The sequence below is a fragment of the Plantibacter sp. MMLR14_011 genome (genome assembly GCF_001865025.1).
Taxonomy (GTDB): Bacteria; Actinomycetota; Actinomycetes; order Actinomycetales; family Microbacteriaceae; genus Plantibacter; species Plantibacter flavus_A.
The window spans coordinates 71,862-95,023 of record NZ_MJGW01000050.1 but is presented as its reverse complement, the minus strand read 5'-3'; the positions used below and the strand labels follow the sequence as shown (position 1 = coordinate 95,023).

At 69.2% G+C, this 23,162-nt stretch carries 24 protein-coding genes; 17 read left to right on the top strand and 7 right to left on the bottom strand.

What is annotated here, in order from left to right:
- The first annotated feature begins 11 nt into the window (after window positions 1-11).
- The 3 genes from BIU99_RS14830 to BIU99_RS14820 all read left to right on the top strand — a co-directional run bounded on the left by BIU99_RS14830 (window position 12) and on the right by BIU99_RS14820 (window position 1,405).
- The gene (locus tag BIU99_RS14830) at window positions 12-533 is read left to right on the top strand and encodes a GNAT family N-acetyltransferase (protein WP_071261956.1); all 522 of its coding nucleotides are present in this window, start codon (window positions 12-14) and stop codon (window positions 531-533) included.
- A 1-nt stretch (window position 534) separates the two neighbouring features.
- Window positions 535-975 carry a hypothetical protein gene (locus tag BIU99_RS14825; RefSeq protein WP_071261952.1) on the top strand — a complete coding sequence of 147 codons (441 nt, stop codon included), beginning with the start codon at window positions 535-537 and terminating at the stop codon, window positions 973-975.
- Window positions 976-1,072: 97 nt separating this feature from the next.
- Window positions 1,073-1,405: a hypothetical protein gene (locus BIU99_RS14820; RefSeq protein ID WP_139205468.1), complete on the top strand. Its 333-nt coding sequence runs from the start codon at window positions 1,073-1,075 to the stop codon at window positions 1,403-1,405.
- Window positions 1,406-1,470: 65 nt separating this feature from the next.
- On the opposite strand, the gene BIU99_RS14815 is transcribed toward BIU99_RS14820, so the two are convergent.
- Entirely contained in the window at window positions 1,471-2,820 is a 1,350-nt protein-coding gene (locus BIU99_RS14815; RefSeq protein WP_082915862.1) for an MFS transporter, read from the bottom strand.
- Window positions 2,821-2,982: 162 nt separating this feature from the next.
- Here BIU99_RS14815 and BIU99_RS14810 point away from each other — a divergent pair, with 162 nt between their 5' ends.
- From BIU99_RS14810 to BIU99_RS14795, 4 genes are read left to right on the top strand one after another with little or no spacing between them, the layout of a single operon-like run.
- Complete coding sequence (locus BIU99_RS14810; protein ID WP_071261951.1) at window positions 2,983-5,331, top strand: FAD-dependent oxidoreductase; 2,349 nt, start codon at window positions 2,983-2,985, stop codon at window positions 5,329-5,331.
- A gap of 53 nt (window positions 5,332-5,384) precedes the next feature.
- Entirely contained in the window at window positions 5,385-6,167 is a 783-nt protein-coding gene (locus BIU99_RS14805; protein ID WP_064293987.1) for an IclR family transcriptional regulator, read from the top strand.
- Window positions 6,168-6,208: 41 nt separating this feature from the next.
- Window positions 6,209-7,177: an acetylxylan esterase gene (locus BIU99_RS14800; protein ID WP_071261950.1), complete on the top strand. Its 969-nt coding sequence runs from the start codon at window positions 6,209-6,211 to the stop codon at window positions 7,175-7,177.
- Between the two features lie 48 nt (window positions 7,178-7,225).
- Window positions 7,226-7,954, top strand: a complete 729-nt coding sequence (locus BIU99_RS14795) for a YoaK family protein (protein WP_175484417.1) — start codon at window positions 7,226-7,228, stop codon at window positions 7,952-7,954.
- Window positions 7,955-7,993: 39 nt separating this feature from the next.
- Here the strand turns inward: BIU99_RS14795 and BIU99_RS14790 are convergent, their stop codons facing one another.
- Window positions 7,994-8,806: an endonuclease/exonuclease/phosphatase family protein gene (locus BIU99_RS14790; protein WP_071261949.1), complete on the bottom strand. Its 813-nt coding sequence runs from the start codon at window positions 8,804-8,806 to the stop codon at window positions 7,994-7,996.
- Window positions 8,807-8,883: 77 nt separating this feature from the next.
- On the opposite strand from BIU99_RS14790, the gene BIU99_RS14785 reads away from it, so the two are divergent.
- From BIU99_RS14785 to BIU99_RS14775, 3 genes are all read left to right on the top strand, one after another.
- Entirely contained in the window at window positions 8,884-9,363 is a 480-nt protein-coding gene (locus BIU99_RS14785; protein WP_071261948.1) for a hypothetical protein, read from the top strand.
- A 131-nt stretch (window positions 9,364-9,494) separates the two neighbouring features.
- Entirely contained in the window at window positions 9,495-10,898 is a 1,404-nt protein-coding gene (locus BIU99_RS14780) for a 3' terminal RNA ribose 2'-O-methyltransferase Hen1 (protein WP_071261947.1), read from the top strand.
- Complete coding sequence (locus BIU99_RS14775) at window positions 10,895-13,456, top strand: polynucleotide kinase-phosphatase (RefSeq protein ID WP_071261945.1); 2,562 nt, start codon at window positions 10,895-10,897, stop codon at window positions 13,454-13,456. The genes BIU99_RS14780 and BIU99_RS14775 overlap by 4 nt, the downstream gene beginning before the upstream one ends.
- 19 nt (window positions 13,457-13,475) lie before the next feature.
- On the opposite strand, the gene BIU99_RS14770 is transcribed toward BIU99_RS14775, so the two are convergent.
- Window positions 13,476-13,907 carry an Lrp/AsnC family transcriptional regulator gene (locus BIU99_RS14770; protein WP_064293981.1) on the bottom strand — a complete coding sequence of 144 codons (432 nt, stop codon included), beginning with the start codon at window positions 13,905-13,907 and terminating at the stop codon, window positions 13,476-13,478.
- A 162-nt stretch (window positions 13,908-14,069) separates the two neighbouring features.
- Here BIU99_RS14770 and BIU99_RS14765 point away from each other — a divergent pair, with 162 nt between their 5' ends.
- The 3 genes from BIU99_RS14765 to BIU99_RS14755 all read left to right on the top strand — a co-directional run bounded on the left by BIU99_RS14765 (window position 14,070) and on the right by BIU99_RS14755 (window position 17,920).
- Window positions 14,070-15,098, top strand: coding sequence for an ornithine cyclodeaminase (locus BIU99_RS14765; RefSeq protein WP_064293980.1), 1,029 nt, complete (start codon window positions 14,070-14,072; stop codon window positions 15,096-15,098).
- A 7-nt stretch (window positions 15,099-15,105) separates the two neighbouring features.
- Window positions 15,106-16,083, top strand: coding sequence for a citrulline utilization hydrolase CtlX (gene ctlX, locus BIU99_RS14760; protein WP_064293979.1), 978 nt, complete (start codon window positions 15,106-15,108; stop codon window positions 16,081-16,083).
- 178 nt (window positions 16,084-16,261) lie between these two features.
- On the top strand, window positions 16,262-17,920 hold the full coding sequence (locus tag BIU99_RS14755; RefSeq protein WP_071261943.1) for a cell wall metabolism sensor histidine kinase WalK: 1,659 nt from the start codon (window positions 16,262-16,264) through the stop codon (window positions 17,918-17,920).
- A 19-nt stretch (window positions 17,921-17,939) separates the two neighbouring features.
- On the opposite strand, the gene BIU99_RS14750 is transcribed toward BIU99_RS14755, so the two are convergent.
- Window positions 17,940-18,602, bottom strand: coding sequence for a GNAT family N-acetyltransferase (locus tag BIU99_RS14750; RefSeq protein WP_071261941.1), 663 nt, complete (start codon window positions 18,600-18,602; stop codon window positions 17,940-17,942).
- A 135-nt stretch (window positions 18,603-18,737) separates the two neighbouring features.
- Between BIU99_RS14750 and BIU99_RS14745 the strand changes: the two genes are divergently transcribed.
- Complete coding sequence (locus tag BIU99_RS14745; RefSeq protein ID WP_071262162.1) at window positions 18,738-19,727, top strand: aldo/keto reductase; 990 nt, start codon at window positions 18,738-18,740, stop codon at window positions 19,725-19,727.
- On the opposite strand, the gene BIU99_RS14740 is transcribed toward BIU99_RS14745, so the two are convergent.
- Window positions 19,715-20,443, bottom strand: coding sequence for an NAD(P)H-binding protein (locus BIU99_RS14740; RefSeq protein ID WP_082915859.1), 729 nt, complete (start codon window positions 20,441-20,443; stop codon window positions 19,715-19,717). The genes BIU99_RS14745 and BIU99_RS14740 overlap by 13 nt on opposite strands.
- 63 nt (window positions 20,444-20,506) lie before the next feature.
- On the opposite strand from BIU99_RS14740, the gene BIU99_RS14735 reads away from it, so the two are divergent.
- From BIU99_RS14735 to BIU99_RS14730, 3 genes are all read left to right on the top strand, one after another.
- Complete coding sequence (locus BIU99_RS14735; protein ID WP_083397392.1) at window positions 20,507-21,142, top strand: TetR/AcrR family transcriptional regulator; 636 nt, start codon at window positions 20,507-20,509, stop codon at window positions 21,140-21,142.
- Between the two features lie 79 nt (window positions 21,143-21,221).
- Window positions 21,222-21,374: a hypothetical protein gene (locus tag BIU99_RS20035; protein ID WP_175484416.1), complete on the top strand. Its 153-nt coding sequence runs from the start codon at window positions 21,222-21,224 to the stop codon at window positions 21,372-21,374.
- Window positions 21,375-21,425: 51 nt separating this feature from the next.
- Window positions 21,426-21,926, top strand: a complete 501-nt coding sequence (locus BIU99_RS14730) for a GNAT family N-acetyltransferase (RefSeq protein WP_175484415.1) — start codon at window positions 21,426-21,428, stop codon at window positions 21,924-21,926.
- Here the strand turns inward: BIU99_RS14730 and BIU99_RS14725 are convergent.
- Both BIU99_RS14725 and BIU99_RS14720 read right to left on the bottom strand, forming a co-directional pair.
- A complete protein-coding gene (locus BIU99_RS14725; RefSeq protein WP_064293975.1) occupies window positions 21,854-22,681 on the bottom strand; it encodes a MerR family transcriptional regulator in 828 nt (275 codons plus the stop codon). The two genes, BIU99_RS14730 and BIU99_RS14725, sit on opposite strands and share 73 nt — an antisense overlap.
- Window positions 22,682-22,727: 46 nt before the next feature.
- On the bottom strand, window positions 22,728-23,144 hold the full coding sequence (locus BIU99_RS14720) for an SH3 domain-containing protein (RefSeq protein WP_254773627.1): 417 nt from the start codon (window positions 23,142-23,144) through the stop codon (window positions 22,728-22,730).
- Window positions 23,145-23,162: the final 18 nt, after the last annotated feature.

Genomic DNA, 23,162 nt, shown 5'->3' with positions numbered 1-23,162 from the left:
AGGGTGGATGGATGATAGCTGCCCTCACGCTCCCCGTCGCCCTCTCCACACCGGGGCAGGAACTGCTGCTGCGCCGGGCCGACCTGGCCGACCTCGACGCGCTGATGACGCTCCTCGCCGACGACCCGATCAGTGCGTCCCGCGGTGACCTGGCGAACGAGAGCGATCTCCCCGCCTACGAGCGTGCGCTCGCGGACCTCGTCGGCGACCCGGCGAACGAGATCCTGCTGGTCGTCGACGCGGCGGAGGCCGTCATCGCGACGATGCAGCTGACGCGCATCCCCGGGATGGCTCGCCGCGGCTCAACCCGACTGCTCGTCGAAGCCGTGCGGGTCTCCTCCGCGCTGCGATCCGGCGGCGTCGGAACGGCGATGATGCGCTGGGTGACGGACGTCGCCGCTCCGGCGACCGGCTCCTCGATCGTGCAGTTGACCTCCGACGAGGCCAGGGTGGACGCCCACCGCTTCTACGAGCGCCTCGGCTTCGTCGGTTCGCACCGCGGCTTCAAGTACGCCGTGACGGCGGCGAGCTGAGATGGAGTTCGTCCGCGCACTCGCCCGCTGGCTCCTCGGAGCTGTCCTCACCTTCGCCGGCGTCGGCCACCTCACCTTCGCGCGGCAGTCGTTCGTCGCCCAGGTGCCGCAGTGGTTGCCCCTGCCGGTCGACGTGGTCGTCGTTGCGTCGGGAGTCGTCGAGATCCTGCTCGGCCTCTCGCTGATCCTGCTCGCCCGGTACCGCGTCGCCGTCGGCTGGATCGTCGCCGCGTTCTTCGTCGCGGTGTTCCCCGGCAACATCGAGCAGTTCGTCCGCGGCACCGACGCCTTCGGGCTCGACAGTGAGCTCGCACGCGGCATCCGGCTGGTCTTCCAACCCCTCCTCGTCATCTGGGCCCTGTGGTCGACGGGTGCGTGGCGAGCGTGGCGGACCAGCCGCCGCCGTTCTTCCTCGACTGAGTCCGGCATCGAAGCTGCCTAGTCATCCGGCCCCACCGGGTGTCAAGGGGCCTGAGCTTCCAGGCACGATCCGGCAGGGTTGATGCATGCGATGCATTACATACGCGGGTGAGAATGTCGTGACGACCGATGAGGTCGCGGGCCTCCTGGTGGAGCTGACCGCCGAGCTCGCCAAGCGAGGTCGGGCCGAAGCGGTCACGATTCCGATCGTCGTGGAGTCCGATGCCGAGGACGCATCCGCCCAACTCGTGATCGGTCTCGGCAACGACGTGCTCTCAGTGCCGCACGACTGGGACCGCGACGTGCCGGACTTCAGCGAGGCCGAATCGCGTCTGCAGGGCTATCTCGACGACCTCCGCCCGTCCACGACGGCGTACGAGCCACGCGACTCCCTCGAGACCTCGGACGTGCTCGAGGACCCCGACCTCGACCTGCGCGACTTCTCCCGCTGAGACGGACCCGCACGACAATGCCGGCGTCGACCCATCTGGTCGACGCCGGCATTCGTTCGGGTCGCTCAGCGCGGGAGCGGCAGCTTGGCCGTCTCGCGGGCCCGCAGCACGACGATCAGCGTGATGAGCGCGGCCGCCATCACGTAGAACGCGGGGGCGAACCGGTTGCCGGTCGAGGCGATCAGGAATGTCGCGAAGTACGGCGTGATCCCGCCGAACACGGCGACCGACAGGTTGTACGCGATCGCCATCGAGCCGTAACGGATGCTGGTCGGGAACAGCTCGGCCATCGCAGCACTCGACGCACCGTCGTAGGCGGCCATGAAGACACCGAGGATCACCATGGCGATCGCCGCCGCCGCGAAGTTGCCCGCGCTCATGAGCATGAGCGTCGGGTACGTCAACACCAGGAACCCGACGCAACCGGCGATCATCACCGGCTTCCGCCCGATGCGGTCGCTCAGCAGGCCCATGAACGGCACGAGGATGGCGATCGCGAGCAGCCCGAGCACGGTGACCGCGTAGCTGAGCGGTTGCGAGTAGCCGAGATCGGTCTGGAGGTACGACGGCATGAAGGTCTGCAGGATCCAGTGGCCGACGGCCTTGATGACGACGAAGCCGACGCAGAAGAGCAGCGCCTTCCAGGACGTCCGCAGCGAGGTCCGCAACGGTGACTTCGAGACGGCCCCCTTCGCTTGGATCGCTTGGAACTCGGGGGTGTCCTCGAGCTTGTTCCGCAGGTAGAGGCCCGCGAGGCCGAGCGGCAGGGCGAGGAAGAAGAGCGCGCGCCAACCCCACTCGTTGAGGGCGTCCGTGCCGAGCGTCGAGGTGAAGAGGAGCACGAGGCCCGCACCGACCACGAAGGCCGCGAAGCCGAACACGTCGATGAAGCTCGTCACGAAGCCGCGCCGGTTGGACGGGGCGTACTCGGCGAGGAGTGTGGTGGCACCCGAGCTCTCGCCACCGGCGGCGAAGCCCTGCACGAGTCGCACGATCACGAGCAGGATCGGCGCCCAGAGGCCGATGAGGTCGAATGTCGGCAGGAGACCCATGACGACTGTCGCCCCGGAGGTCACGAGGATCACCGTCGCGAGGACCGTCTTGCGCCCGATGCGGTCACCGAGCGAGCCCCAGAAGAGGCCACCGAGCGGACGCATCACGAAGCCGGCCCCGAACACCGCGAATGCGGAGAGGAGAGCAGCCTGGGTGTTGCCCTGCTGGAAGAAGTTGAGGCTGATGACGGTCGCGAGCGTGCCGTAGAGGCCGAAGTCGAACCATTCGACGAAGTGACCTGCCCCGGCCGCCCAGATCACCTTCCGCATACGGCGTGATCGCTCCGCGTCGTCGTAGGGGGTCTGTGCGCTGTGCGCGGCGGCTTCGGCCAGGGCTGCAGCCTGGGTCCTGCTCTCGTCCATCGGTCCTCACATCGTTGTCGGGGTGCTTCGAGGTTCACCTGCCGAAGAATCTTACCCACTGAATGGGAAAGTCGTACCGCTGAATGGTAGCGTGGCACTCGCCTGGCGGTCGCCACCAGTTCGACGGCCTCCAGGATCGCGCATCACGAAGGAGTGTCATCCATGCAGCACCGCACCCAGACCGCAGACGTCGTCGTCATCGGCGGTGGCCTCGCGGGCGTGTCAGCCGCCGTCGCCGCTGCCCGCCTCGGTTCGCGGGTCTCGCTCGTCACCAATCGCCCGGTGCTCGGTGGGAACTCGTCGAGCGAGGTTCGGGTGTGGGTGGTCGGCGCGACCGCGCACGGCCACCAGCGGTTCGCCCGGGAGACCGGGATCATGGGGGAGCTCTTCCTCGAGAACCAGTACCGCAATCCGGAGGGCAACCCGTTCTACTGGGACCAGACCGTCCTCGACCTCGTGCGCGCCGAGCCGAACCTGCAGCTGCACCTCAACACCGACGTCCGCATCGTCACGATGGCGGAAGGTGCGGAGGGCGCGGTGTCGCCGTCACCGAGGATCGCGTCCGCCACCGGGTGGACGATGGGCAGCGAGATCGAGACCGAGTTCGTCGCCCCCGTCTTCATCGACTGCACGGGAGACGGGCTGGTGGGTCATCTCGCCGGTGCCACCTCCCGCATCGGGCGCGAGGGTCGCGCCGAGCTCGGCGAGCCGTGGGCGCCCGAGGTGGCGGACGACGAGCTCCTCGGCAGTTCGATCTTCTTCTACACGAAGGACGCCGGACGCCCCGAGCGGTTCGTCGCCCCCGACATCGCGCGCGACATCCGCGACACCCCGATCCTCACCAACCGGATCATCCGGACCGGCGACAACGGCTGCAACTACTGGTGGATCGAGTGGGGCGGTGAGCTCGACACCGTCGCGGAGAACGAGCAGATCCGAGACGAGCTGTGGAGCGTCGTCTTCGGGATCTGGGACTACATCAAGAACTCCGGCGAGTTCGACGCCGACACCCTCACGCTCGAGTGGGTCGGATCCATCCCGGGGAAGCGCGAGTATCGCCGGCTCCTCGGCGACCACACCCTCACGCAGAACGACCTGCTCGACCAGGTCGACTTCGAGGACACCGTGGCCTTCGGAGGATGGTCGATCGACCTGCACCCCGTGGAGGGCGTCTACGCCGAGACCGCCGGTGCACAGCAGCGGTTCAGCAACGGCACCTACGGGATCCCCTTCCGCAGCCTGTACTCGCGGGACGTCGACAACCTGCTGTTCGCCGGACGCAACATCTCCGCCTCCCACGTCGCGTTCGGGTCCACCCGCGTCATGGCGACCTGCGCCACGCAGGGTCAGGCGGTGGGGACGGCTGCGGCGCTCATCGCCCGCGACAGGCTGACGCCGCGGGACCTCGCCGGGCAGGCGCTCCCGCTCCTGCAGCGCACGCTCCTCCGCGAGGACGCCCCGGTCATCGGCATCACCACGGACGACCCCGACGATCTGGCCGGGCGGGCGACGGTCTCCGCGTCGAGCGCGCTCGACGCGATCTCCACGCTGGAGCACCTCGGCTCCGGCGAGCGGTTCACCCTCGACCGCGACGTCGCGATCCTCGTACCCGTCGCTCCGTCACTCGACCAGATCACCCTGCTCGTCGACGCTGCACGCGACACGACCCTCCGCGTCGAACTGTGGAGCACGGGCAAACGCCAGAACGCCGTCCCGGTCGAGCACCTCCTCGACGGAGCCACGGAGATCGCCGCCGGGGTCGGCGTGTCGGCCACCGTCCGCTTCGGATGGACGCCGGAGATCGAGCAGAACGCGGTGCTCGTCGTCCGTGCCAACCCGGACGTCAGCCTGCTCCTCACGGAAGGCCACCCCTACGGGCTCCTCGTGCTGACCGCCAAGCATGCTTCGGACGAGGTGTTCGACGACCACATCCCCGAGGAGCAGGACCAGGCGATCCTGGACTGGAACGCGCGGAAGCTGCGCGGCCGGAGCGTCGCGCTGACCGTCGGTGGAGACACCACGGCGTACCGCCCGGAGCGGATCGTCGACGGCTACCAGCGACCGTACGGGGGACCGCACCTGTGGTCCTCGGAGCGACTCGCTGACAACCGCGATCTGGTCGCCGAGCCCGAGGTCCTCACACTGCACTGGGACGAGCCCGTCGATGTCGCGTCCGTGCGGATCGTGTTCAACGACGACGTCGACGTGGACCTCATCAACCTGCACCACCACCGCACCGACTTCGAGGCGGTCCCCGAGCTCGTCGCCGACTACCGACTCGAGGGGAGACCCGCGGGTGCGGCTGAAGGGATGTGGACGGTGTTGGCCGAGGTCGAGGGGAACCGCCACCGCCACCGGATCCACGACGTCGAGCCCGTGCGGGTCGACGCCCTCCGTGTCGTCGTCACGGCCACGAACGGCTCGCCCTACGTGAGTGTCGCGAGTGTGAAGGTCTTCGAACAGCCGAGCGGGCGCACCACCCGGCCGCGCCGAGCCCGACCGCTACGCTGAACACGGCCTCCGAGGCCGGACATCCGAACCGACACCGACACCGTGGAGGACCCGTGGCAGGTGAGATCCAGCAGGGCATCGGCCGTGCGGCATCCGTGCTCGCCGTGCTCGGCGCATCGACCACCGGACCGTTGCGGGCCTCCGACATCGCCCGTGCCACCGGTCTCGGCACCTCGACGACCGCACGCCTCCTCGGCACGCTCGAGGAGCTCGGCTATGTGACGAAGGCGGCCGACAGCCCGTCCTACGCCATCGGGGCGACCATCCTGGCGCTCGCGAGCGAGGGGCTCAACCAGAACCCGGTGCACCGGGAGTCGCGTGCTCCCGCTCAGGAGCTCGCGCAACGGATCGGGCTCAGCGTCAACGTGGGCGTCCTCGACGGCTCGAGCCTCATCTACCTCTGTCACTTCGAGGGAGCCCTCGCTCCGAAGTCGCACTCGATGATCGGGCTGCGCCAGCCGTTGCACGCGTCCGCGCTCGGCAAGTGTCTGCTCCTCGACCTCGACGCGGACGGTCTCCATGCGCTGCTCGGTGACGAGCCGCTCCCGCGCTACACGGCCAACACCATCACGGAGCACGCGGCCCTCGCCGCGGAGCTCGCGGCGGCGCGGGAACGCGGCGTCTGCATGGAGGACCAGGAGCTCGCGTTGGGTCGTCTCGGGATCGCGGCGCCGATCCGCGACGCGAACGCCAGAGTCGTGGCGGCGATCTCGATCTCGGGTCGGCTGAGCCTGATGCGCGAACGCGACCTCGACGTCCTCACCGAGGACCTCATCGAAGTGGCCGACCGCATCAGCGTCGGTCTCGGGCTCATCTCCGCGATCCCGTCCTCCTGATTCGTCCTCCCGCATCCGATCTCACGAACCGAAGGTGACCCGTGGCGCAATTCGACCTCCCCCTCGCCCAGCTCCAGCAGTACCGGCCCGACCGCGAGGAGGCGCCGGATTTCGACGCGTTCTGGGCGGACACCCTCGCCGAAGCCCACGCCCTCGCCCAGCCGACGGTGCGCGAACGATCCGACCCTGAGCTGACCGGTCTCGTCGTCGAGGACGTCACGTTCTCCGGATTCGGCGGCGACCCGATCAAAGGCTGGTTCATCCGGCCGGCGGGCGCGACCGAGCCGCTCCCGTGCATCGTGCACTACATCGGGTACAGCGGCGGTCGCGGGCTCGCCCACCAGTGGACGATGCACCCGTCCGCGGGCTACGCCGTGTTCGTCATGGACACCCGCGGCCAGGGGAGCGCGAACCTGCCGGGCGCGACGGCCGACCCGTTCGGAAGCGGTCCGCAGGTCGCCGGCAAGATGAGCGCCGGGCTCGACAGCCCCGAGACCTACTACTACCGTCGGGTCTTCACGGACGCGGCGCTCGCCGTCGACGCGGTGCGCAGCTTCCCGGAGGTCGACCCAGCCCGGGTCGTCGTCGCCGGTGGGAGCCAGGGCGGCGGCATCGCGCTCGCCGCGGCCGGGCTCTGCGAGGGACTCGCGGCGGCGCTCGTCGACGTCCCGTTCCTGTCGCACTTCCGTCGTGCCCTGCAGATCACCGACGCGAGCCCCTTCGCCGAGCTGAAGACGTACCTCATCAGCCGACGTGGTCACGAGGAGGAGGTGTTCCGGACGCTCTCGTACTTCGACGCGACGAACTTCGCCGCCCGCGCGACCGCCCCCGCACTGTTCTCCGTCGCGCTCTGCGATGCGGTGTGTCCGCCCTCCACGGTGTACGCGGCGTTCAACCACTACGCGGGCACGCAGAAGGACATCGCCGTCTACCCGTACAACGGGCACGAGGGTGGCGGGCCGGTGCAGCAGCAGGCGCAGCTGACCTTCCTCGCGGACCTCCTCGCCTGACGCGCCGTTCGCCCGAAGATGGGCGAGCGGGCGTGGGACGATGTGCACGTGACTGAGACCGGCGGTACCGACCCGACACTGACGACCAACCGTCGTCGGACGCGGGCCGGCATGATCGCGGCGATGGCGCTCGTGCTCTCGTTCGCGGCCGGAGCGACCGACGCCTTCGCGTTCCTCCAGCTCGGCGGCGTCTTCACCGCGAACATGACCGGCAACTTCGTGCTGGCCGGACTCACGAGCAGACCGGACTTCGGCGAGGTCCTGCTCGGGGCGACGGTCGCCGTGCTGCTGTTCTCCGTCGGGACGTTTCTGGCCTTCCGCTTCACGAGGCTCGTCGCCACCCCTGGGCGGCCTCCGGAGGCGCCGCAGCACCGGCTCGTCCTCGTCCTCGGCGGTGCGGTGGTCGCGCAGGCGTGCGTCCTCATCGGATGGATCGTGTCCTCCGACCTGCGCACGACGCCCGTGATCTGCGTCCTCATCGCGCTCTCCACGCTCGCGATGGCGGGGCAGACGGCCGTCGCGCGACGCATCGAGCGGTCGGGCGTGACGACCACCTTCGTGACCGGCACCCTCACGAGTCTCATGCAGAGCCTCGCCGACGGCGTCCACGACCACCACCTCATCCGCATCGGCGCGATCGTGCTGCTCGTGACGGGCGCCCTCTGCGGCTCGCTCCTCACCGGTGTGGACCCGGTGTTCGGTGCCGCGCTGCCCCTCCTCCCATCGATCGTCGGGCTTGTCCTCCTCCGGCTCGCGCCGACGGCCTCCGACGGCTGATCCACCGCTCCTCGCGCGCGTGCCCGAGACGCGCCGCCGTCAGTGGGTGAGCTGCGCCCGGATGAGGATGGGGAAGTGGTCGCTCGCCTCCGAGGTGGGTTCCTGCTCGTCCACGAGGGCTTCGATCGGTTCCAGTCGGGTGTGCGGCGCGACGCTGCCTGAGCGGCCGAGCACCCAGTCGATGCGTGCGTTCCCGGGACGCTGCGGACCGTAGCCCTGGAACGTGCCGATGCTGTCGCTCTCCACCGGCGAGAGGTCGACGAACCCGGCGTCCGCCAGGGCGTCGTGCGCCGCCGATCCGCGCTCGGTGTTGAAGTCGCCGGTGAGGAGGACGGGCACGTCCACGCCGGAGAAGCGGTCGGCGATCAGTTTCGCACTGCGCGTCCGGACGTCGTCGCCGTGCGGCGTACCTTCGTGGTCGAGGTGGGTGTTGGCGAAGACGAGCTCGTCGCCGGTGCGGCGCTCGCGGAGCCTGACCCAGGTGACGAACCGCGCGTGCAGTGACGGCCAGGTGTTCGAGCCCGGTTCGTCGGGGGTGTCCGACAGCCAGAACTCGCCGGCGTCGAGCTGCTCGAACCGCGAGCGGCGGAAGCACACCGGTCCGTACTCGCCGGCCGAACCGCCGTCACGGCCCTGCCCGAACCAGTCGTACTCGGCGAGGCCCGGGAGCAGGTCGTGCAACTGATGCTCGCGGACCTCCTGCAGCCCGAGGAGGTCTGGAGCGTTGCGGGCGATGACCTGCGAGACGAGCGGTGCACGGTCCACCCACTCGTGACCGGGCTGGGCGACAGCGGTGCGGATGTTGTAGCTCATGACGGTCAGGACGTTCTGGGTCAGGATGGATTCGCTCACCCGGCCAGCGTAGGGGAGCCGGGTGACGGGGAGCTGTCCCCATGTCGCCGAGCGGTCCGCCTGCCTAGACTCGCCCCATGACCTTCGACCTCCGCGACGCCCAGGCCCGGATCCTCGCGCTCAACAGCGAAGAACTCCCCTTCATCTACGACCCGACACCCGACGGGATCGTCGCGCACTGGCGCTACGCCGACCAGCGCTGGCTCGGCTTCATCGGTGCCGGGATGTTCAGTGCCGAGTACGAGCTGCGGGTCGAGCTGCACCCCGAGGACGGCGAGTGGGAGTTCCACGAGCAGTCGTCCTCCTCGAAGACGACGCTCGGCGTCGACGGACTCTCGACGAAGCGCACCTGGCAGTCCGGGCCGCAGAAGTCCTTCTCCTTCGGGCGGAGCGTCGCGCCCATCTCGCAGTCCACCGACCGCGATGGCACGACGACCGGACAGTTCATGGGCTACGAGTTCACGACCGACGAGGTCAAGCAGCCCGTGATCGATGCCCTGACCGCCGCAGGCTGGAAGCAGCGCAAGGGGTTCTTCGGCAAGCTGTTCGGGGGCTGATCAGCCGGCCCTGAGTCGCCCGGAACTGCACGGAGATCGCTGAATTCCATGCAGATCCGGGCGACTCACGCACGCACGACGACCGCCGCTAGGCTTTCAGGAACCTCGCCGCCGAACGGACGGATGGACCAGTGCTCGTCACCATCACCTCGACCGCGCCCTCGGCCGCCGACCTGGGGCACCTCGTCCGTAAGCATCCCGCGCGGGCGCAGAGCTTCGACCTCAGCGTCGGGCGCGCCCACGTGTTCTACCCGGAAGCGAGCGACGAGCGGTGCACCATCGCCCTGCTGCTCGAGGTCGACGCGATCGCGCTCGTCCGCCAGAAGCGCTTCGGTGGCGGTGACGCCGCGTCGCTCTCCCAGTACGTGAACGACCGACCGTACGCGTCGTCGTCGATGGTCGCCGTCGCGATCGGGCAGGTGTTCCGCAGCGCCATGACCGGCCGCAGCGACTCCCACCCCGAGCTCGCCGCGGCAGCGCTCCCGCTGACGATCACCGTCGCCGCGGTGCCGTCGCGAGGTCTGGAGCAGCTGGCGACCCGACTCTTCACCCCGCTCGGCTGGACCGTCGTCGAACGGGTGATCCCGCTCGACCCGACGGTCCCCGCGTGGGGCGACTCGCGATACGTCGACCTGGAGCTGACCGGTCACCTCCGCCTCGCCGACGCGCTCCGCCAGCTCTACGTGCTGCTGCCCGTGCTCGACGACGCCAAGCACTACTGGGTCTCCGACGACGAGGTCGGCAAGCTCCTCCGTGCCGGCGAGGGGTGGCTGGCCGATCACCCCGACCGGGACCTGATCACCAAGCGGTATCTCGCGCACCAGTCGCGGATGGTCACCGATGCGCAGTCGCAGCTGGACCCGGAGGCGCGGACCGACGGCGCCGACGGGGACGACACGGCCACCGCGTCACAGACGAAGCGTGCCCCGGCGCTCGCCGGCCTGCGCGCCGAGGCGGTCCTGCAGGCGCTCACCGACGTGCGGGCTCGGTCGGTCGCCGACGTCGGGTGCGGCGAGGGTGCGCTCCTCACGCGACTGCTGGCGGATCCCCTCGTCACCACGGTGATCGGCACCGACGTCTCCGCACGCGCGCTCGCATCCGCGTCGCAGCGGCTCGGGCTCCGCGACGCGAGCGACCGCGTCCGTGAGCGTGTCCAGCTGCTGCAGTCCTCGGCGACCTACGCCGACACCCGGCTGCGCGGACTCGATGCGATCGTGCTGATGGAGGTCGTGGAGCACATCGACGCCGAGCGCCTCGATGCACTCGAGGCTTCGATCTTCGGTGCTGCGGCTCCAGAAGCCGTGATCGTCACGACGCCGAACCGCGAATACAACGCGCTGTATCCGTCGTTGCCGGCGGGCTCGTTCCGGCACCCGGACCACCGCTTCGAGTGGGACCGTCAGGAGTTCGCGACCTGGTGCACCACTGCGGCCGAGCGGTACGGCTACGGCGTCGAGCACCGCACGGTCGGCGACGTCGACCCGCAGCTCGGCTCGCCGACGCAGCTCGCCGTCTTCCGGAAGGCCATCGCATGAGTGACCTCGAGCACACCCCCGCCGCCCTGCCGATCCCCGAACTGTCGCTCGTGGTCCTCATCGGCGTGAGCGGGTCCGGCAAGTCGACCTTCGCCGCCACGCACTTCGGCCGGTTCGAGACCCTGTCGAGCGACTTCTTCCGCGGGCTCGTCTCCAACGACGAGAACAACCAGGCCGCCAGCGCCGACGCCTTCGCCGCACTCCGCGATGTCGCCGCTCGCCGCCTGGACGCCGGGCTCCTGACGGTCATCGACGCGACCAACGTCCAGCCGGCCTCGCGCAAGTCGCTCATCGATCTGGCACGCAACCACGACGTCCTCCCCGTCGCCGTGGTGCTCGACGTCCCGGAGCGCGTCTGCATCGAGCGAAACGAGGCCCGCGAGGACCGCTCGTTCGGTGCCGCCGTCATCACCCGGCAGCAGGACCAACTGCGTCGGTCGATGCGGCACCTCAGCAAAGAGGGCTTCCGGAAGGTCCACGTGCTCTCCGGCGTCGAGGCGATCGCGCAGGCGTCGTTCGTGCGTGAGCCGCTGCTCAACGACCGCCGTCAGGAGCGCGGTCCCTTCGACGCGATCGGCGACGTGCACGGGTGCCGGAGCGAGCTCGAGACGCTGCTCACGAAGCTCGGGTACGTGATCGAGCGCGACCTAGCGGGCCGACCGATCGACGCCGCCCACCCCGAGGGCCGCCGCGCGATCTTCCTCGGCGACCTCGTCGACCGCGGGCCGGACACCCCTGGCGTGCTAAGGCTGGCGATGGGGATGGTCGGCGCGGGGCATGCCTTGGCGGTGCCCGGCAACCACGAGTCGAAGCTCGTCCGTGCGCTGCAGGGCAAGCGGGTGCAGACCAGCCATGGGCTCGCCGAGTCGCTCGCCCAATTGGCCGAGGAGCCGGAGGAGTTCCGGGCCGAGGTCGAGCGGTTCTGCCGCGAGCTCGTCGCGCACCTCGTCCTCGACGACGGGAAGCTCGTCGTCGCGCACGCCGGCCTGATCGAGCAGTATCACGGACGCGCCTCCGGGCGGGTGCGGTCGTTCGCGCTGTACGGCGACACCACGGGGGAGACCGACGAGTTCGGTCTGCCCGTGCGGCTGCCCTGGGCGGAGGACTACCGCGGCAAGGCGACCGTCCTCTACGGCCATGTGCCGACCCTCGACGCCGAGTGGGTCAACAACACGATGTGTCTCGACACCGGCTGCGTCTTCGGGGGCAAGTTGAGTGCCCTGCGGTGGCCGGAGCGCGAGGTCGTCGACGTCCCGGCCGAGCAGGTCTGGTACGAACCCGTCGTGCCGCTCGGCCGCCCGACCGGTCCCGCCGGCGAGCAGCGGGATCCCGGGCTGCTGCGCATCGACGACGTCCTCGGCAAGCAGGTCGTCGAGACCCGCGTCTCGGGCCGGGTCGGCATCCGCGAGGACGCTGCGGCCGGCGCACTCGAGGTCATGAGCCGGTTCGCGATCGACCCGCGGCGCCTGGTCTACCTGCCGCCGACGATGAGTCCGCCGAGCACCTCGAAGCGGAAGGAGCTCCTGGAGCACCCCGCTGAGGCGTTCGAGGCGTATCGCCGGGAGGGGCTCGACCGGGTGGTCTGCGAGGAGAAGCACATGGGCTCGCGTGCCGTCGTGCTGCTCACGCGGGATCCGGCACCCTTCGGTGCTCCCGCGGGATGGCGTGGCACCGTCCACACCCGCACCGGTCGGCCGTTCTTCGACGAGGAGACGACGCAGACGCTCCTGACGCGGCTCGACGCCGCCGTGGAGCGAGCCGGTCTCTGGGAGGAGCTCGACGCCTCCTGGGTGCTCTTCGACAGCGAGCTGCTGCCGTGGTCGGTGAAGGCCGAGAGCATGATCCGGGAGCAGTACGCCTCGGTCGGAGCTGCCGCGACCGCTGCGCTCCCGGCGGCCGTCCGCGTGCTGGAGCAGGCGGCGGCGACCGGTGTCGACGTCTCGGACCTGCTCGAGCGGACGCGCCGTCGGGCCGAGGCCGCTGACGCCTACGTCGCGGCCTACCGTCCGTACACCGCGCCCTCGAACGGTCTGGAGGGCGTGCAGCTCGCGCCGTTCCAGCTCCTCGCCTCGACCGGCACGAGCCACCTGGGCCGCGACCACGCCTGGCACCTCTCAGTGGCGGACCGCCTTGCGGACGCCGACCCGGAGCTCATCCGTCGGACCCGCTCGATCGAGGTCGACCTCACCTCGTCGGCCTCCGAGGACGCCGCGACCGCGTGGTGGGAGGAGCTGACCGGTGCGGGTGGTGAGGGCATGGTGGTGAAGCCCGTGGCCGGCCTCGTCCGCGGTGAGAAGGCGCTCGCGCAGCCCGGCATCAAGGTGCGGGGCCGTGAGTACCTGCGCATCATCTACGGCCCCGACTACACGGAGCCGCACAACCTCGAGCGCCTGCGTGATCGGGACATCGGCCACAAGCGGTCGATGGCGCTGCGTGAGTACGCGCTCGGTGTCGAGGCGGTCGAGCGGTTCGTCGCCGGTGAACCGACCTGGCGGGTGCATCAGGCCGTCTTCGGCGTGCTCGCCATGGAGTCCGAGCCGATCGACCCGCGCCTCTAGCGTCGACCCCGGCGGGTCGTCAGCGGAGGACGGAACTCAGCAGCAGGCTCGTCTCGCTGTTGACGACGCCCTCGATGCGTCGGATCCCGCCGAGCACGCGGTCGAAGTCGGTCAGCGTCTCGGTGCGGAGTTCCGCGACGAGGTCCCACCCGCCGTTGGTGGTGTGGAGCGCGCTGATCTCCGGGAAGCCGCGGAGCTGGCGGATGACGTGATCGGTGGTGCGACCCTCGACCTCGATGAACGCGATCGCGCGGATGGTGCCGGGGTCGAGTTCGTCGCGCACCCGGACGGAGAACCCGACCACCGTGCCGGAGGAGATGAGTCGCTCCAAACGGCTGTTCACGGTCGCCCGGGCGACGTCGAGCGACCGGGCCAGGCTCGCGACCGACGCACGGCCGTCGGCTCGGAGCGCAGCCAACAGCCTCCGGTCCAGATCGTCCAGCGCAGCCATGCACATAATGTACAACCGAGTTACTCACATTGTGCATAACCTGTGCACAAATCGCGCATCTCTGGAATGGAAAGTGCAGATCGTCGAAACCTAGGCTCGAAGCAACCGCGAGCGGTCTGCTCCGGTCGGCTCCGAGCCCGAACTCGTCTGGAAGGGAACGTCATGACGCGTTTCGTCGATGTCCGCAACATGGTCCGCTGGACGGCAGACCGAGGTCCCGAGCGCATCATCGCCGGCATGATCGGTTACCTCGAGGCCGACTTCCGCCGCTGGCCGTCGTTCGACAAGAGCCCGCGGGTCGCGAGTCACACGCCGTTTGGCGTCATCGAGCTCATGCCGACGAGCGACCACGAGACGTACGCCTTCAAGTACGTGAACGGCCACCCCTCCAACCCCGCCCGGGGCTACCAGACGGTCACGGCGTTCGGCGTCCTCGCCGACGTGCACAACGGCTACCCCACCTTCCTCGCCGAGATGACGCTCCTCACGGCCCTCCGCACCGCCGCGACGTCGGGCATGGTCGCGAAGCACCTCGCCCGTCCCGATTCGAGCGTCCACGCGCTCATCGGCGCCGGTAGCCAGGCCGAGTTCCAGGCCCTCGGCATGCGTGCCGCCCTCGGGATCAACACGGTGCGGATCTGGGACGTCGACCCGCTCGCGATGGACAAGTTCGCGCGCAACCTGGAGCCGCTCGGATTCGAGGTCGTCATCGGGACGAGTGCCGCCGACGCCGTGGCGGGCGCGGACGTCGTCACGACCTGCACGGCCGACAAGGCGCTCGCGACCGTGCTCACGAACGACCTGGTCGAGCCCGGCATGCACCTGAACGCCATCGGTGGCGACTGCCCCGGCAAGACGGAGCTCGAGGCGTCGATCCTCGATCGCGCCGAGGTGTTCGTCGAATTCCCGCCGCAGACCCGCATCGAGGGCGAGATCCAGCAGATGGCTCCCGATTTCCCGGTGATCGAGTTCTGGCAGGTCCTCACGGGTGCCGTCCCCGGCCGCACCTCGCGGGAGCAGATCACGCTCTTCGACTCCGTCGGCTTCGCGATCGAGGACTTCACCGCGCTGCGCTTCCTCCGCGACTCCGTCGACGGCAGCGAGTACTTCGAGGAGATCGACCTCGTCGCCGCCCCCGACGACCCGAAGGATCTCTTCGGGCTCGTCGGCGCGCTCTCTCCCGTCGGCTGAGTCCCACATGTCCGTCCAGGCGCCGTCGGCCGTGGTGCTCATCCGGCCGCACCGGTTCACGCCGAACCCGCTGACCGCGGCCGACAACGTCTTCCAGGTGGCGGAGGGCGTCCCGTCGGCGTCCGTGGCCGGGGTGGCTCACGCGGCGTTCGACGAGGTCACCGCCGTGGCGCAGGCCCTCGATGCCGCGGGCGTCCGCGTCCACCTGTTCGACGATGAGGACCCGGACCGCCCCGATAGCGTCTTCCCCAACAACTGGCTGTCCACCCATGCGGGCGGGCACCTGGCGGTCTACCCGATGTACGCGGTGAACCGCCGACGCGAGCGGCGGTGGGACATCGTCGAGATGCTGAAGCGCGAGTACCGCGTGCAGGACGTCATCGACTACTCGGGGCTGGAGCTCGACGACGTGTTCCTCGAGGGCACCGGTGCGATGGTGCTCGACCACGCAGCGCGAGTGGCGTTCGTCGCGCGATCCCACCGTGCCGACCCGATCGCCCTCGAGCGGTTCTGCACCAACTTCGGCTACGAGCCGCTCGTCTTCGACGCGGTCGACCCCCACGGGGTCCCGATCTACCACACCAACGTCATGATGGGCGTGGCGACCGAGTTCGCGCTCGTCGGTCTCGACCTGATCGCCTCGCCGGCGCGACGCGATCAGGTGATCGAGCGGCTCACGGGCCATGGGCGGACGATCGTCGACCTCGACTACGGACAGGTCTGCGACTTCGCCGGCAACGCGATCGAGCTGCGTTCGGCGACGGGGGAACGCCTCCTCGCGATCTCGAGTCGTGCCGTCCAGAGTCTGCGGTCGGAACAACTCGCGATCATCGAGCGCAGCTGCCGGATCCTGCCGCTGGACGTCCCGACGATCGAACTCGCCGGGGGTTCCGTCCGATGCATGATCGCCGGGATCCACCTGGACCGGCGGCCTGCGGCGACGGCGTCCGATGTGGCACCGACCGCCCAGCTCGCCCGGTCCTGATTCCACCGATCGGTGATCCGATTAACGCAAATCCGTCCGTCAGACGCGGTGCCTGGGCCCGACAGGCCTCCGCCGATGGCTGATCGCGTGCGCATGGGCTAGATTGACGATCGATCAGCTGATCGACGTGGAATCCGGCCGACGTCCTCTCTGACCGAGCTGCAGAGAGTGGGCGATCATGCCGCTGTTGGAACATGAAGCCTCTCGACGCGGCCGACTCCGGGTGTTCGCCCGCGCACAGCTCCCGTTCGCGATCGCCTTCGGCATCGTCGCGATCCTCGTCGCGATCGTCCTGCCCGAGCGGTTCTTCACGGTCGCCGTCCTCTCGGGCACTGCTCTCGCGGCGATCAGCACCCTCCTGGCGGGATTCCTGCCCTGGGAACGCTGGCCGACGCACGCGATGGCCGTCATCGCGGTCCTCGACCTCCTCGCCGTCGCGAGCATCCGGCTCGAGCTCATCAGCGTGACTCCGGGCGCGAGCCTGCTCTGCATCTTCCCCGTCCTCTGGTTGGCGTTCGGGTTCACCCCGCGGATGATCATCCTGGCCGTGGCGGGGACCCTGTTCATCAGCAGTGCTCCCTACGTCCTCCGGGCTCGCACGCCGGAGACCGCCGTGGACTGGCTCAATGTCGCCCTGCTGCCCATGCTCACGATCGGTATCGCGGTCGCCGTGAACATCGGGGCCCGCCAACTGCGACGGAGCCGACACGCCATCCAGGAGCAGGCCGCGCAGCTCGAACGCTCGCTCGCCAGGGCGCTCGACGCGGAGGCGCTCGCCGAATCGATCCTCGAGACGGTGGACGCGGGCGTGGCCTTCTACACGGCGGACGGCACCCTGGGCGTGGCGAACGCGCATGCCGCGGACATGGTCGCCGCCGTCGGGTTCCGGCTGGACACCCCGCCGTATGCCGGGGAACACGTGCTCCAAGCCGACCGCCGGACACCCATCCCGTTCGACGAGCAGATCATCCCCAGAGCGCTGCGGGGCGAGCTGCTGTCGAATCATCTCGAATGGGTGGGGGAGGCCGGCCGACAACGGGCGATCCTCGCCAGCTCCACGCGGGTCATGCGCAACGGCGACACGCATCTGGGGACGGTCATCGTCGCACACGACGTCACCGAGCTCGCGAATGCGATCAACGTCCGTGAGGCGTTCCTCACGACGGTCTCGCACGAGTTGCGGACGCCGCTCACCTCCATCCACGGCTACCTCGAACTGATCATGGACGACGCCGAGGTCGATGCCCCCGGCCTGCTCCCGGCGCTGCGGGTGGTCCAGCGCAACGCGGTCGAGCTGGAGCGGCGGGTGCAGGAGCTGTTGACCGCATCCGACTCGACGGTCCAGATAGCGCCGAGTCGTATCGACCTCACGGACGTGGCCACGCGTGCGATCGAGACGTCGACCGCGGGAATCTCGGGTCCGGCCGTCCGACTGCACGCCGATGCGGCGGCGGTCGTCTCCGCGGACCCCGAGCAGGTCCTCCGTGCGATCACCGAGCTCGTCGCCAACGCCGTGAAGTTCACGCCGGCCGATGGGACGGTCGACGTGGTCGTCGAGCCGGGCGACGGGCACGCCGAGGTGACCGTCAGCGACACGGGCGTCGGGATGAGCGCCGACGAACTCCGTCAGGCCTTCGACAAGTTCTACCGGGCCGAGTACGCGCGGGACCAGGCGGTGCAGGGCGTGGGACTCGGCCTGCCGGCAGCGCGGGCGATCGCCGAGGCCCATGGCGGCTCCGTGACCCTGCGGAGCACGCCCGCGGTCGCACACGTCCCCGGTGGGACCGTCGCGACCCTCGTCCTGCCATCGGAGCCTGTCCGCACACCGTCACGATGACGCGAACGCTCGGCCAGCCCTAGTCTGCTGACGGTTCACCGAGGAGTGCCGACCGTGCCGCGTCGAGGCCGGTGACCTCAGCCGCCCAGTCGGGCCGAATGAACTCGTCGCGGTGCAGCCGGAGGCCCTGCGACTCGACGAGTTCGCCCGGTCGGCCGATGAAGCGTTGCAGACCGTTGTCCCGATAGCCGAGTCGACGCGAGACGCCGAGCGATGCGCCGTTCCAGACGGCGGCGTCCGACACGGCGACCTCCGCGTCGAGGTGGTCGAAGGCGAACTGGAGCATGCCGGCCCGCATCTCGATGCCGAGCCCCTTGCCCTGCTGTGCCTGCGTCAACCAGGAACCGCTCCCGACCGTCCGCGTGACGGCGAAGTCGCGGGCGCCGACGTCCTGCAGACCGATCGGCGTCCCGTCCAGGAGGATCGCGAGATTGAGCGTCCAGGAGGAAGGAGTCACCTTTGCGCGCTGCGTCCAGAGGAACCGAGCCGTCTCGCGGATGAGTTGTTCGCGCGGCTGGTCGGTCCACGGTGTGGAGAACGGCATGACGGCGGGGTCGTGGACGCCGGCGAGGGCGGCCTCGATCAGTCCGGGGAGGTCCTCGTCGCGCACGAGGCGCAGGACGAGTCTCGGCGTGCGGATCTCCAGGCCGAACAGCGGCCAGACGTCGGTGAGGCTGAGCATCAGGCCACGGTATCGCCTCGGGCTGTAGCCGGTCGAGGCCGCGCTGTCGAGCCGGGGGTGTGGAGGGCGGCTTCCGTGACACACTCGACGCGCCGCGGGATCGCGGCCCGGTTCGACGATGAGAAGGGCTCCACGATGAAGTACACGCACCTCGGCCGCACGGGGACGACGGTCTCCAGGATCGTGCTCGGCACCATGAACTTCGGCGACCGGACGAGCGAGGAGGACTCGTTCGCGATCATGGACCGGGCACTTGAGCTCGGCGTCAACTTCTTCGACACGGCGAACGCGTATGGCGGCAGCGCCGGTCGTGGCGCGACGGAGGAGATCATCGGCCGGTGGTTCGCAGCCCGCCCCGGCGTCCGTGACGACATCGTCCTGGCGACGAAGGTCCACTCGCCCATGACTGCTCCGAAGGACGACGGCTCGGACGTCGTGAACGCCCGTGGTGCGTCGGCCTGGCAGGTGCGTCGCGAGGCGATCGCCTCCCTCGAACGACTGCAGACGGATCGGATCGACCTCTACCAGTTCCACCACATCGACCGTCACATCTCCTGGCAGGAGCTGTGGCAGGCCATGGAGGTGCTCGTCGCGCGCGGCGAGGTCGTCTACACGGGCAGCTCGAACTTCGCGGCGTGGAACATCGCGCAGGCGAACGAGGTCGCATCTCAGCGACCCTTCCTCGGTCTCGTCAGCGAGCAGTCGCTCTACAACCTCGCGCAGCGCTCGATCGAACTCGAGGTCATCCCCGCCGCACAGCACTACGGGCTCGGCATCCTGCCGTGGTCGCCGCTGTCCGGTGGTCTGCTGAGCGGTGGTTCCTCCGACAAGCGCGCGCGGTCGGGCGAGTCCCGTATCACCGAGGCCCGAGCCAAGCAGCAGGAGCAGCTCGACGCCTACGACCACTTCGCGTCCGAGCGTGGTTGGACCTCGGCGTCGCTCGGTCTCGCGTGGCTTCTGCACCAGCCCGGCGTGACCGGCCCGATCATCGGACCGCGCACGATCGAGCAGCTGGAGTCCGCCGTCGCAGCGGTCGACATCGAGCTGAGCGCCGATGACCTCGCCTCTCTCGACGAGCTCTTCCCCGGTCCCGGTGGCCAGGCCCCGGAAGCCTACGCCTGGTAGGAACGTGCGACGCGGCCGACCGCCTCGCTGATGGCGGTCGGCCCGGTGTTCACTTCGAGGATCCGCCGGCTGATGGTCGGCTCGAGGACGAGTGCCTCGAGGACCGCGGCCACGTCCTCGCGTGTGATCTCGTCGTGGAGCTCGGCGGGCCCCAGGGCGACCGTGCCCCGGGCCGGGTCGTCGGTCAGCAGGGACGGGCGGAGGATGACCCAGTCGATCGGCTGACGGGTGAGGGCGACCTCCGCCCGTTTCTTGACGGCGAAGTAGTGTTCCTCGTCGTCGCTCAGCTGCCGCTCGCGCCAGGCCTCCGGCAGGACGGACAGCAAGATGAGGCGTTTTCCCGGTGATGCCATCACTGCATCCGACACGCGCTGGAGCGCCGCGTCGTCGATGTCGTTTGTCACGCTTTGAGCTCCGGCATTCGACCCCGCGGCGAAGACGATGACGTCCCAGTCCGAGATCATCGCCGTGATCTCCCGCGTGGTGGCGAACCCGAGCTCGCCCGTGACGGTCGTTACTCCGTCGGGGCCCAGGGTGGGGTCAGGCAGTGACGACCTCGTAAGGCCTGAGACGATGATGCCGCCCGCGCGGAGTCGGGCGGCCAGGAGGCGACCGACCCTGCCCGTGATCCCGAAGATGAAGACGCGCGTGGTGGGTGCGGCTGAATCGTCGTGGGATGCGTTCTCGGCCGCGGCGGTGGTGTCTCGTGACGTCATGGGTGATCCTCTCGATCTCTTACTTACCAATGGTAACTTACCAAGAGTAGGTACAATCGGGGGATGAAAACTACCGCGGACGACAGCTTCAGCTCTGGGCCGAGACGTCGCCTCTCGTGGGATGCGCGCCACGTGCAGTTGCTCGATGCGTTCCGCGACCTCATCCGCACGCAGGACCTCGCGGATGTCACCCTGGCGCGTGTGGCCGCGCACGCCGGCGTGACGAAGCCCGTGGCCTACGACCACTTCGGCGATCTGTCGGGGCTGTTCTCCGAGGCCTACCGAGCCTTCGAGTCCCACCAGCGAGACCTCCTGCTCCGGGCCCTCGAGAGCGCCCCGCGGGACCTCGATGCTGTAGCCGACCTGGTCGCCGAGGCCTACATCGCGTGCTGGGTCGCTGAGGGGTTGGAGCTTTCGGCCGTGGTGGACGCCCTCCGCGGGTCGAAGACCCTGAGCGCCCTGCGGTCGGAGGCGGAGCTGGCGTATCTCGAGATCTGTCGCGAGGCGCTGGAGCCTTGGACCGGACCCCTCGTGAGTGCATCGTTGGTAGCTGTCGTCGGTGCCGGGGACGCCCTCGCCCGAAGTGTCATGTCCGGGTCACTCTCAACCGCCCAGGCCTCCTCGACACTCGCCGTGGTGGTTCGTGCCGTCGCGTCGGCGTCTGCCGTCCCCGATGCCACTCGAGACCGCAGGACCTGAGCGGCGCCTTCCTCAGCGTGGGGAGTCGGCGGGAGCGAGCGCGATGACGTGTTCGCCGACCCCCCGTTATGGTGGCTCCATGGCTCGCGCACCCTGGAATCGACCCGGCGAATCTCCACAGATACGACGGCTTCGCATCGTGATGTTCTGGACCGCCGTCGTCCTCGTCGTGGCATTCGTCGCCATCCTCGTGTACTTCGTCGTGCGATCGGCTGAAATCGCCGGTCTGTAAGGGCGGCCCGCGGGGATGGACACTCACTGGCCCCCGGGCATGATGGCTTCGATGAGGCTGAAACTCGCGTCCACGGATGACTTCATCACGCTTCGTCGCCTGTTCGATGACCCTTCCTTCCACGGATGGGGCGGGCCGGGACGGCTTTCCGACGAACTCATCCGCGCCAAGTACCTAGGGGCGCGACTGCCCGACGTCGAGTGCTATCTCGTCCTCGTCGAGGAGCAGGCGGTCGGGCTCGTCCAGCTGCACGTGGACGGGGCTGACTGCGCTGGGATCGACCTCATCTTGTCGCCCTCGGCGCGAGGTCAGGGGACCGGTCGACGGGTGGTCGATGCCATGGTGGCCCGCGCAAGGGAACGGAACATCGCTCGACTCACCGTCGACCCGGAGGTCGGGAACGAGCGCGGCGTCCGGTTCTGGCGAGCCGTCGGGTTCGAGCCGCGTCAGACGGTCACCGACCGCGCTGGACGAGCGCCCTATGTCGTGCTGTCGCGCAGCACCGAGGCGGCAGCGATCGGCTGCTGCAGTTCCGTGACCCAGTCGGATTGATCCTCCGACACCGCCCGAACGTAGAGCTCGCGGCACGGCCCCGCCGGCACGAAGCCCCGGGCGATGATCTCGGCGTGGATCGACTGCCAGCTCTCAGCGATCCGGTCCATCGACCCGAGATGGATGCCGCAGATCGCCAGGAGCTCTGCCGGCAGCTCGACCACCTCGAAGCCTTCGCGGGGCGCGCCGTTGTAGGCGTAGCCGACGACGACTTCGGTGCCGTCCTCGCTCGCGCTGTACTGCGCGATCGGCGTGGTCAGCGAACCGCTCTCGTCTCCGATGATGGACGCGACCGCGTCGAACGAGGGTCCGACGAAGTCCGCGATGTCCGGCTGGGAGGGGACGACGCCACGGCGGGCGGCCAGCCGAACGGCGGGCAGGGGCTTCTCGATGATCTCGATCTCTGACATGTGATGCTCTCTCTCGATGAGGTGGAGCCGCCGTTCCACATCGACGAGTCGTGCGGCCGCGACGCGATGCTCGCGTTCGACCTCGGCTCGACGCGCCTGCAACAACCGGGCGATGCGCGTGGCATCCACCCCTTGGTCGAGGATCAGGGCGACGTCCTCGAGACCGAAGCCGAGATGTCGAAGCGCCACGATCCGATGCAGTCGTTCCAACTGCGAAGGATCATACGAGCGGTAGCCGCTGGACTCGTCCACGTGGGCAGGCACGAGCAGACCTGCGGTATCCCAATGCCGGAGCATCCGGTGGGTCACCTGGCCGATCTGCGCGAACGCTCCGATGGACAACATGTCTCAGTTCTCCCTCCTCACACGGTGTCAGAGTCAAGCATCTCGATCACTCCACCGTGAGCACGCGGTGGGGAATCCACCCCTCGCGACCGTCGGCGTTCCGACACCAGGACCAGCCGCTTTCCGGATCATCCTCGACGACGTCGACGGTGTCGCCGGTGACTGCGGGCAGCTCGGTGGTGTCGTATCCGGCGCGGACGACACCCACCGACCCGTCGACGTCGAGATGGCGGGCGGGCACCCAACCCGTTCCGTGTGACGCCGTCACGAACACGAACGCGGGCCACTCTGTGTCCCGGTCCCCGACCTGAACGACGTCTCCGGGCCTCACCGTCAACGGCGGGCGCTCGGGAATCTCATGATCAGCAATCAAGACGCATCGCACAGCGTCAATCCTCTCAGTGCGGTCCTTCGCCGCCGGGATACACGCCATGGAGCCACCGCCGGATGCGGCCTCGCGCACGAGCTCGGAGCGTCGGCG

Excerpts from the sequence above, each read along its gene's own strand:
- BIU99_RS14755 (WP_071261943.1), top strand. The coding sequence starts at position 16,262 with ATGCCGCTGTTGGAACATGAAGCCTCTCGACGCGGCCGACTCCGGGTG.
- BIU99_RS14730 (WP_175484415.1), top strand. The coding sequence starts at position 21,426 with ATGAGGCTGAAACTCGCGTCCACGGATGACTTCATCACGCTTCGTCGC.
- ctlX (WP_064293979.1), top strand. The coding sequence starts at position 15,106 with ATGTCCGTCCAGGCGCCGTCGGCCGTGGTGCTCATCCGGCCGCACCGG.
- BIU99_RS14735 (WP_083397392.1), top strand. The coding sequence starts at position 20,507 with ATGAAAACTACCGCGGACGACAGCTTCAGCTCTGGGCCGAGACGTCGC.
- BIU99_RS14765 (WP_064293980.1), top strand. The coding sequence starts at position 14,070 with ATGACGCGTTTCGTCGATGTCCGCAACATGGTCCGCTGGACGGCAGAC.
- BIU99_RS14815 (WP_082915862.1), bottom strand. The coding sequence starts at position 2,820 with ATGGACGAGAGCAGGACCCAGGCTGCAGCCCTGGCCGAAGCCGCCGCG.
- BIU99_RS14830 (WP_071261956.1), top strand. The coding sequence starts at position 12 with ATGATAGCTGCCCTCACGCTCCCCGTCGCCCTCTCCACACCGGGGCAG.
- BIU99_RS14825 (WP_071261952.1), top strand. The coding sequence starts at position 535 with ATGGAGTTCGTCCGCGCACTCGCCCGCTGGCTCCTCGGAGCTGTCCTC.
- BIU99_RS14770 (WP_064293981.1), bottom strand. The coding sequence starts at position 13,907 with ATGGCTGCGCTGGACGATCTGGACCGGAGGCTGTTGGCTGCGCTCCGA.
- BIU99_RS14775 (WP_071261945.1), top strand. The coding sequence starts at position 10,895 with ATGAGTGACCTCGAGCACACCCCCGCCGCCCTGCCGATCCCCGAACTG.
- BIU99_RS14745 (WP_071262162.1), top strand. The coding sequence starts at position 18,738 with ATGAAGTACACGCACCTCGGCCGCACGGGGACGACGGTCTCCAGGATC.
- BIU99_RS14750 (WP_071261941.1), bottom strand. The coding sequence starts at position 18,602 with ATGCTCAGCCTCACCGACGTCTGGCCGCTGTTCGGCCTGGAGATCCGC.
- BIU99_RS20035 (WP_175484416.1), top strand. The coding sequence starts at position 21,222 with ATGGCTCGCGCACCCTGGAATCGACCCGGCGAATCTCCACAGATACGA.
- BIU99_RS14725 (WP_064293975.1), bottom strand. The coding sequence starts at position 22,681 with ATGTTGTCCATCGGAGCGTTCGCGCAGATCGGCCAGGTGACCCACCGG.
- BIU99_RS14740 (WP_082915859.1), bottom strand. The coding sequence starts at position 20,443 with ATGACGTCACGAGACACCACCGCCGCGGCCGAGAACGCATCCCACGAC.
- BIU99_RS14810 (WP_071261951.1), top strand. The coding sequence starts at position 2,983 with ATGCAGCACCGCACCCAGACCGCAGACGTCGTCGTCATCGGCGGTGGC.
- BIU99_RS14785 (WP_071261948.1), top strand. The coding sequence starts at position 8,884 with ATGACCTTCGACCTCCGCGACGCCCAGGCCCGGATCCTCGCGCTCAAC.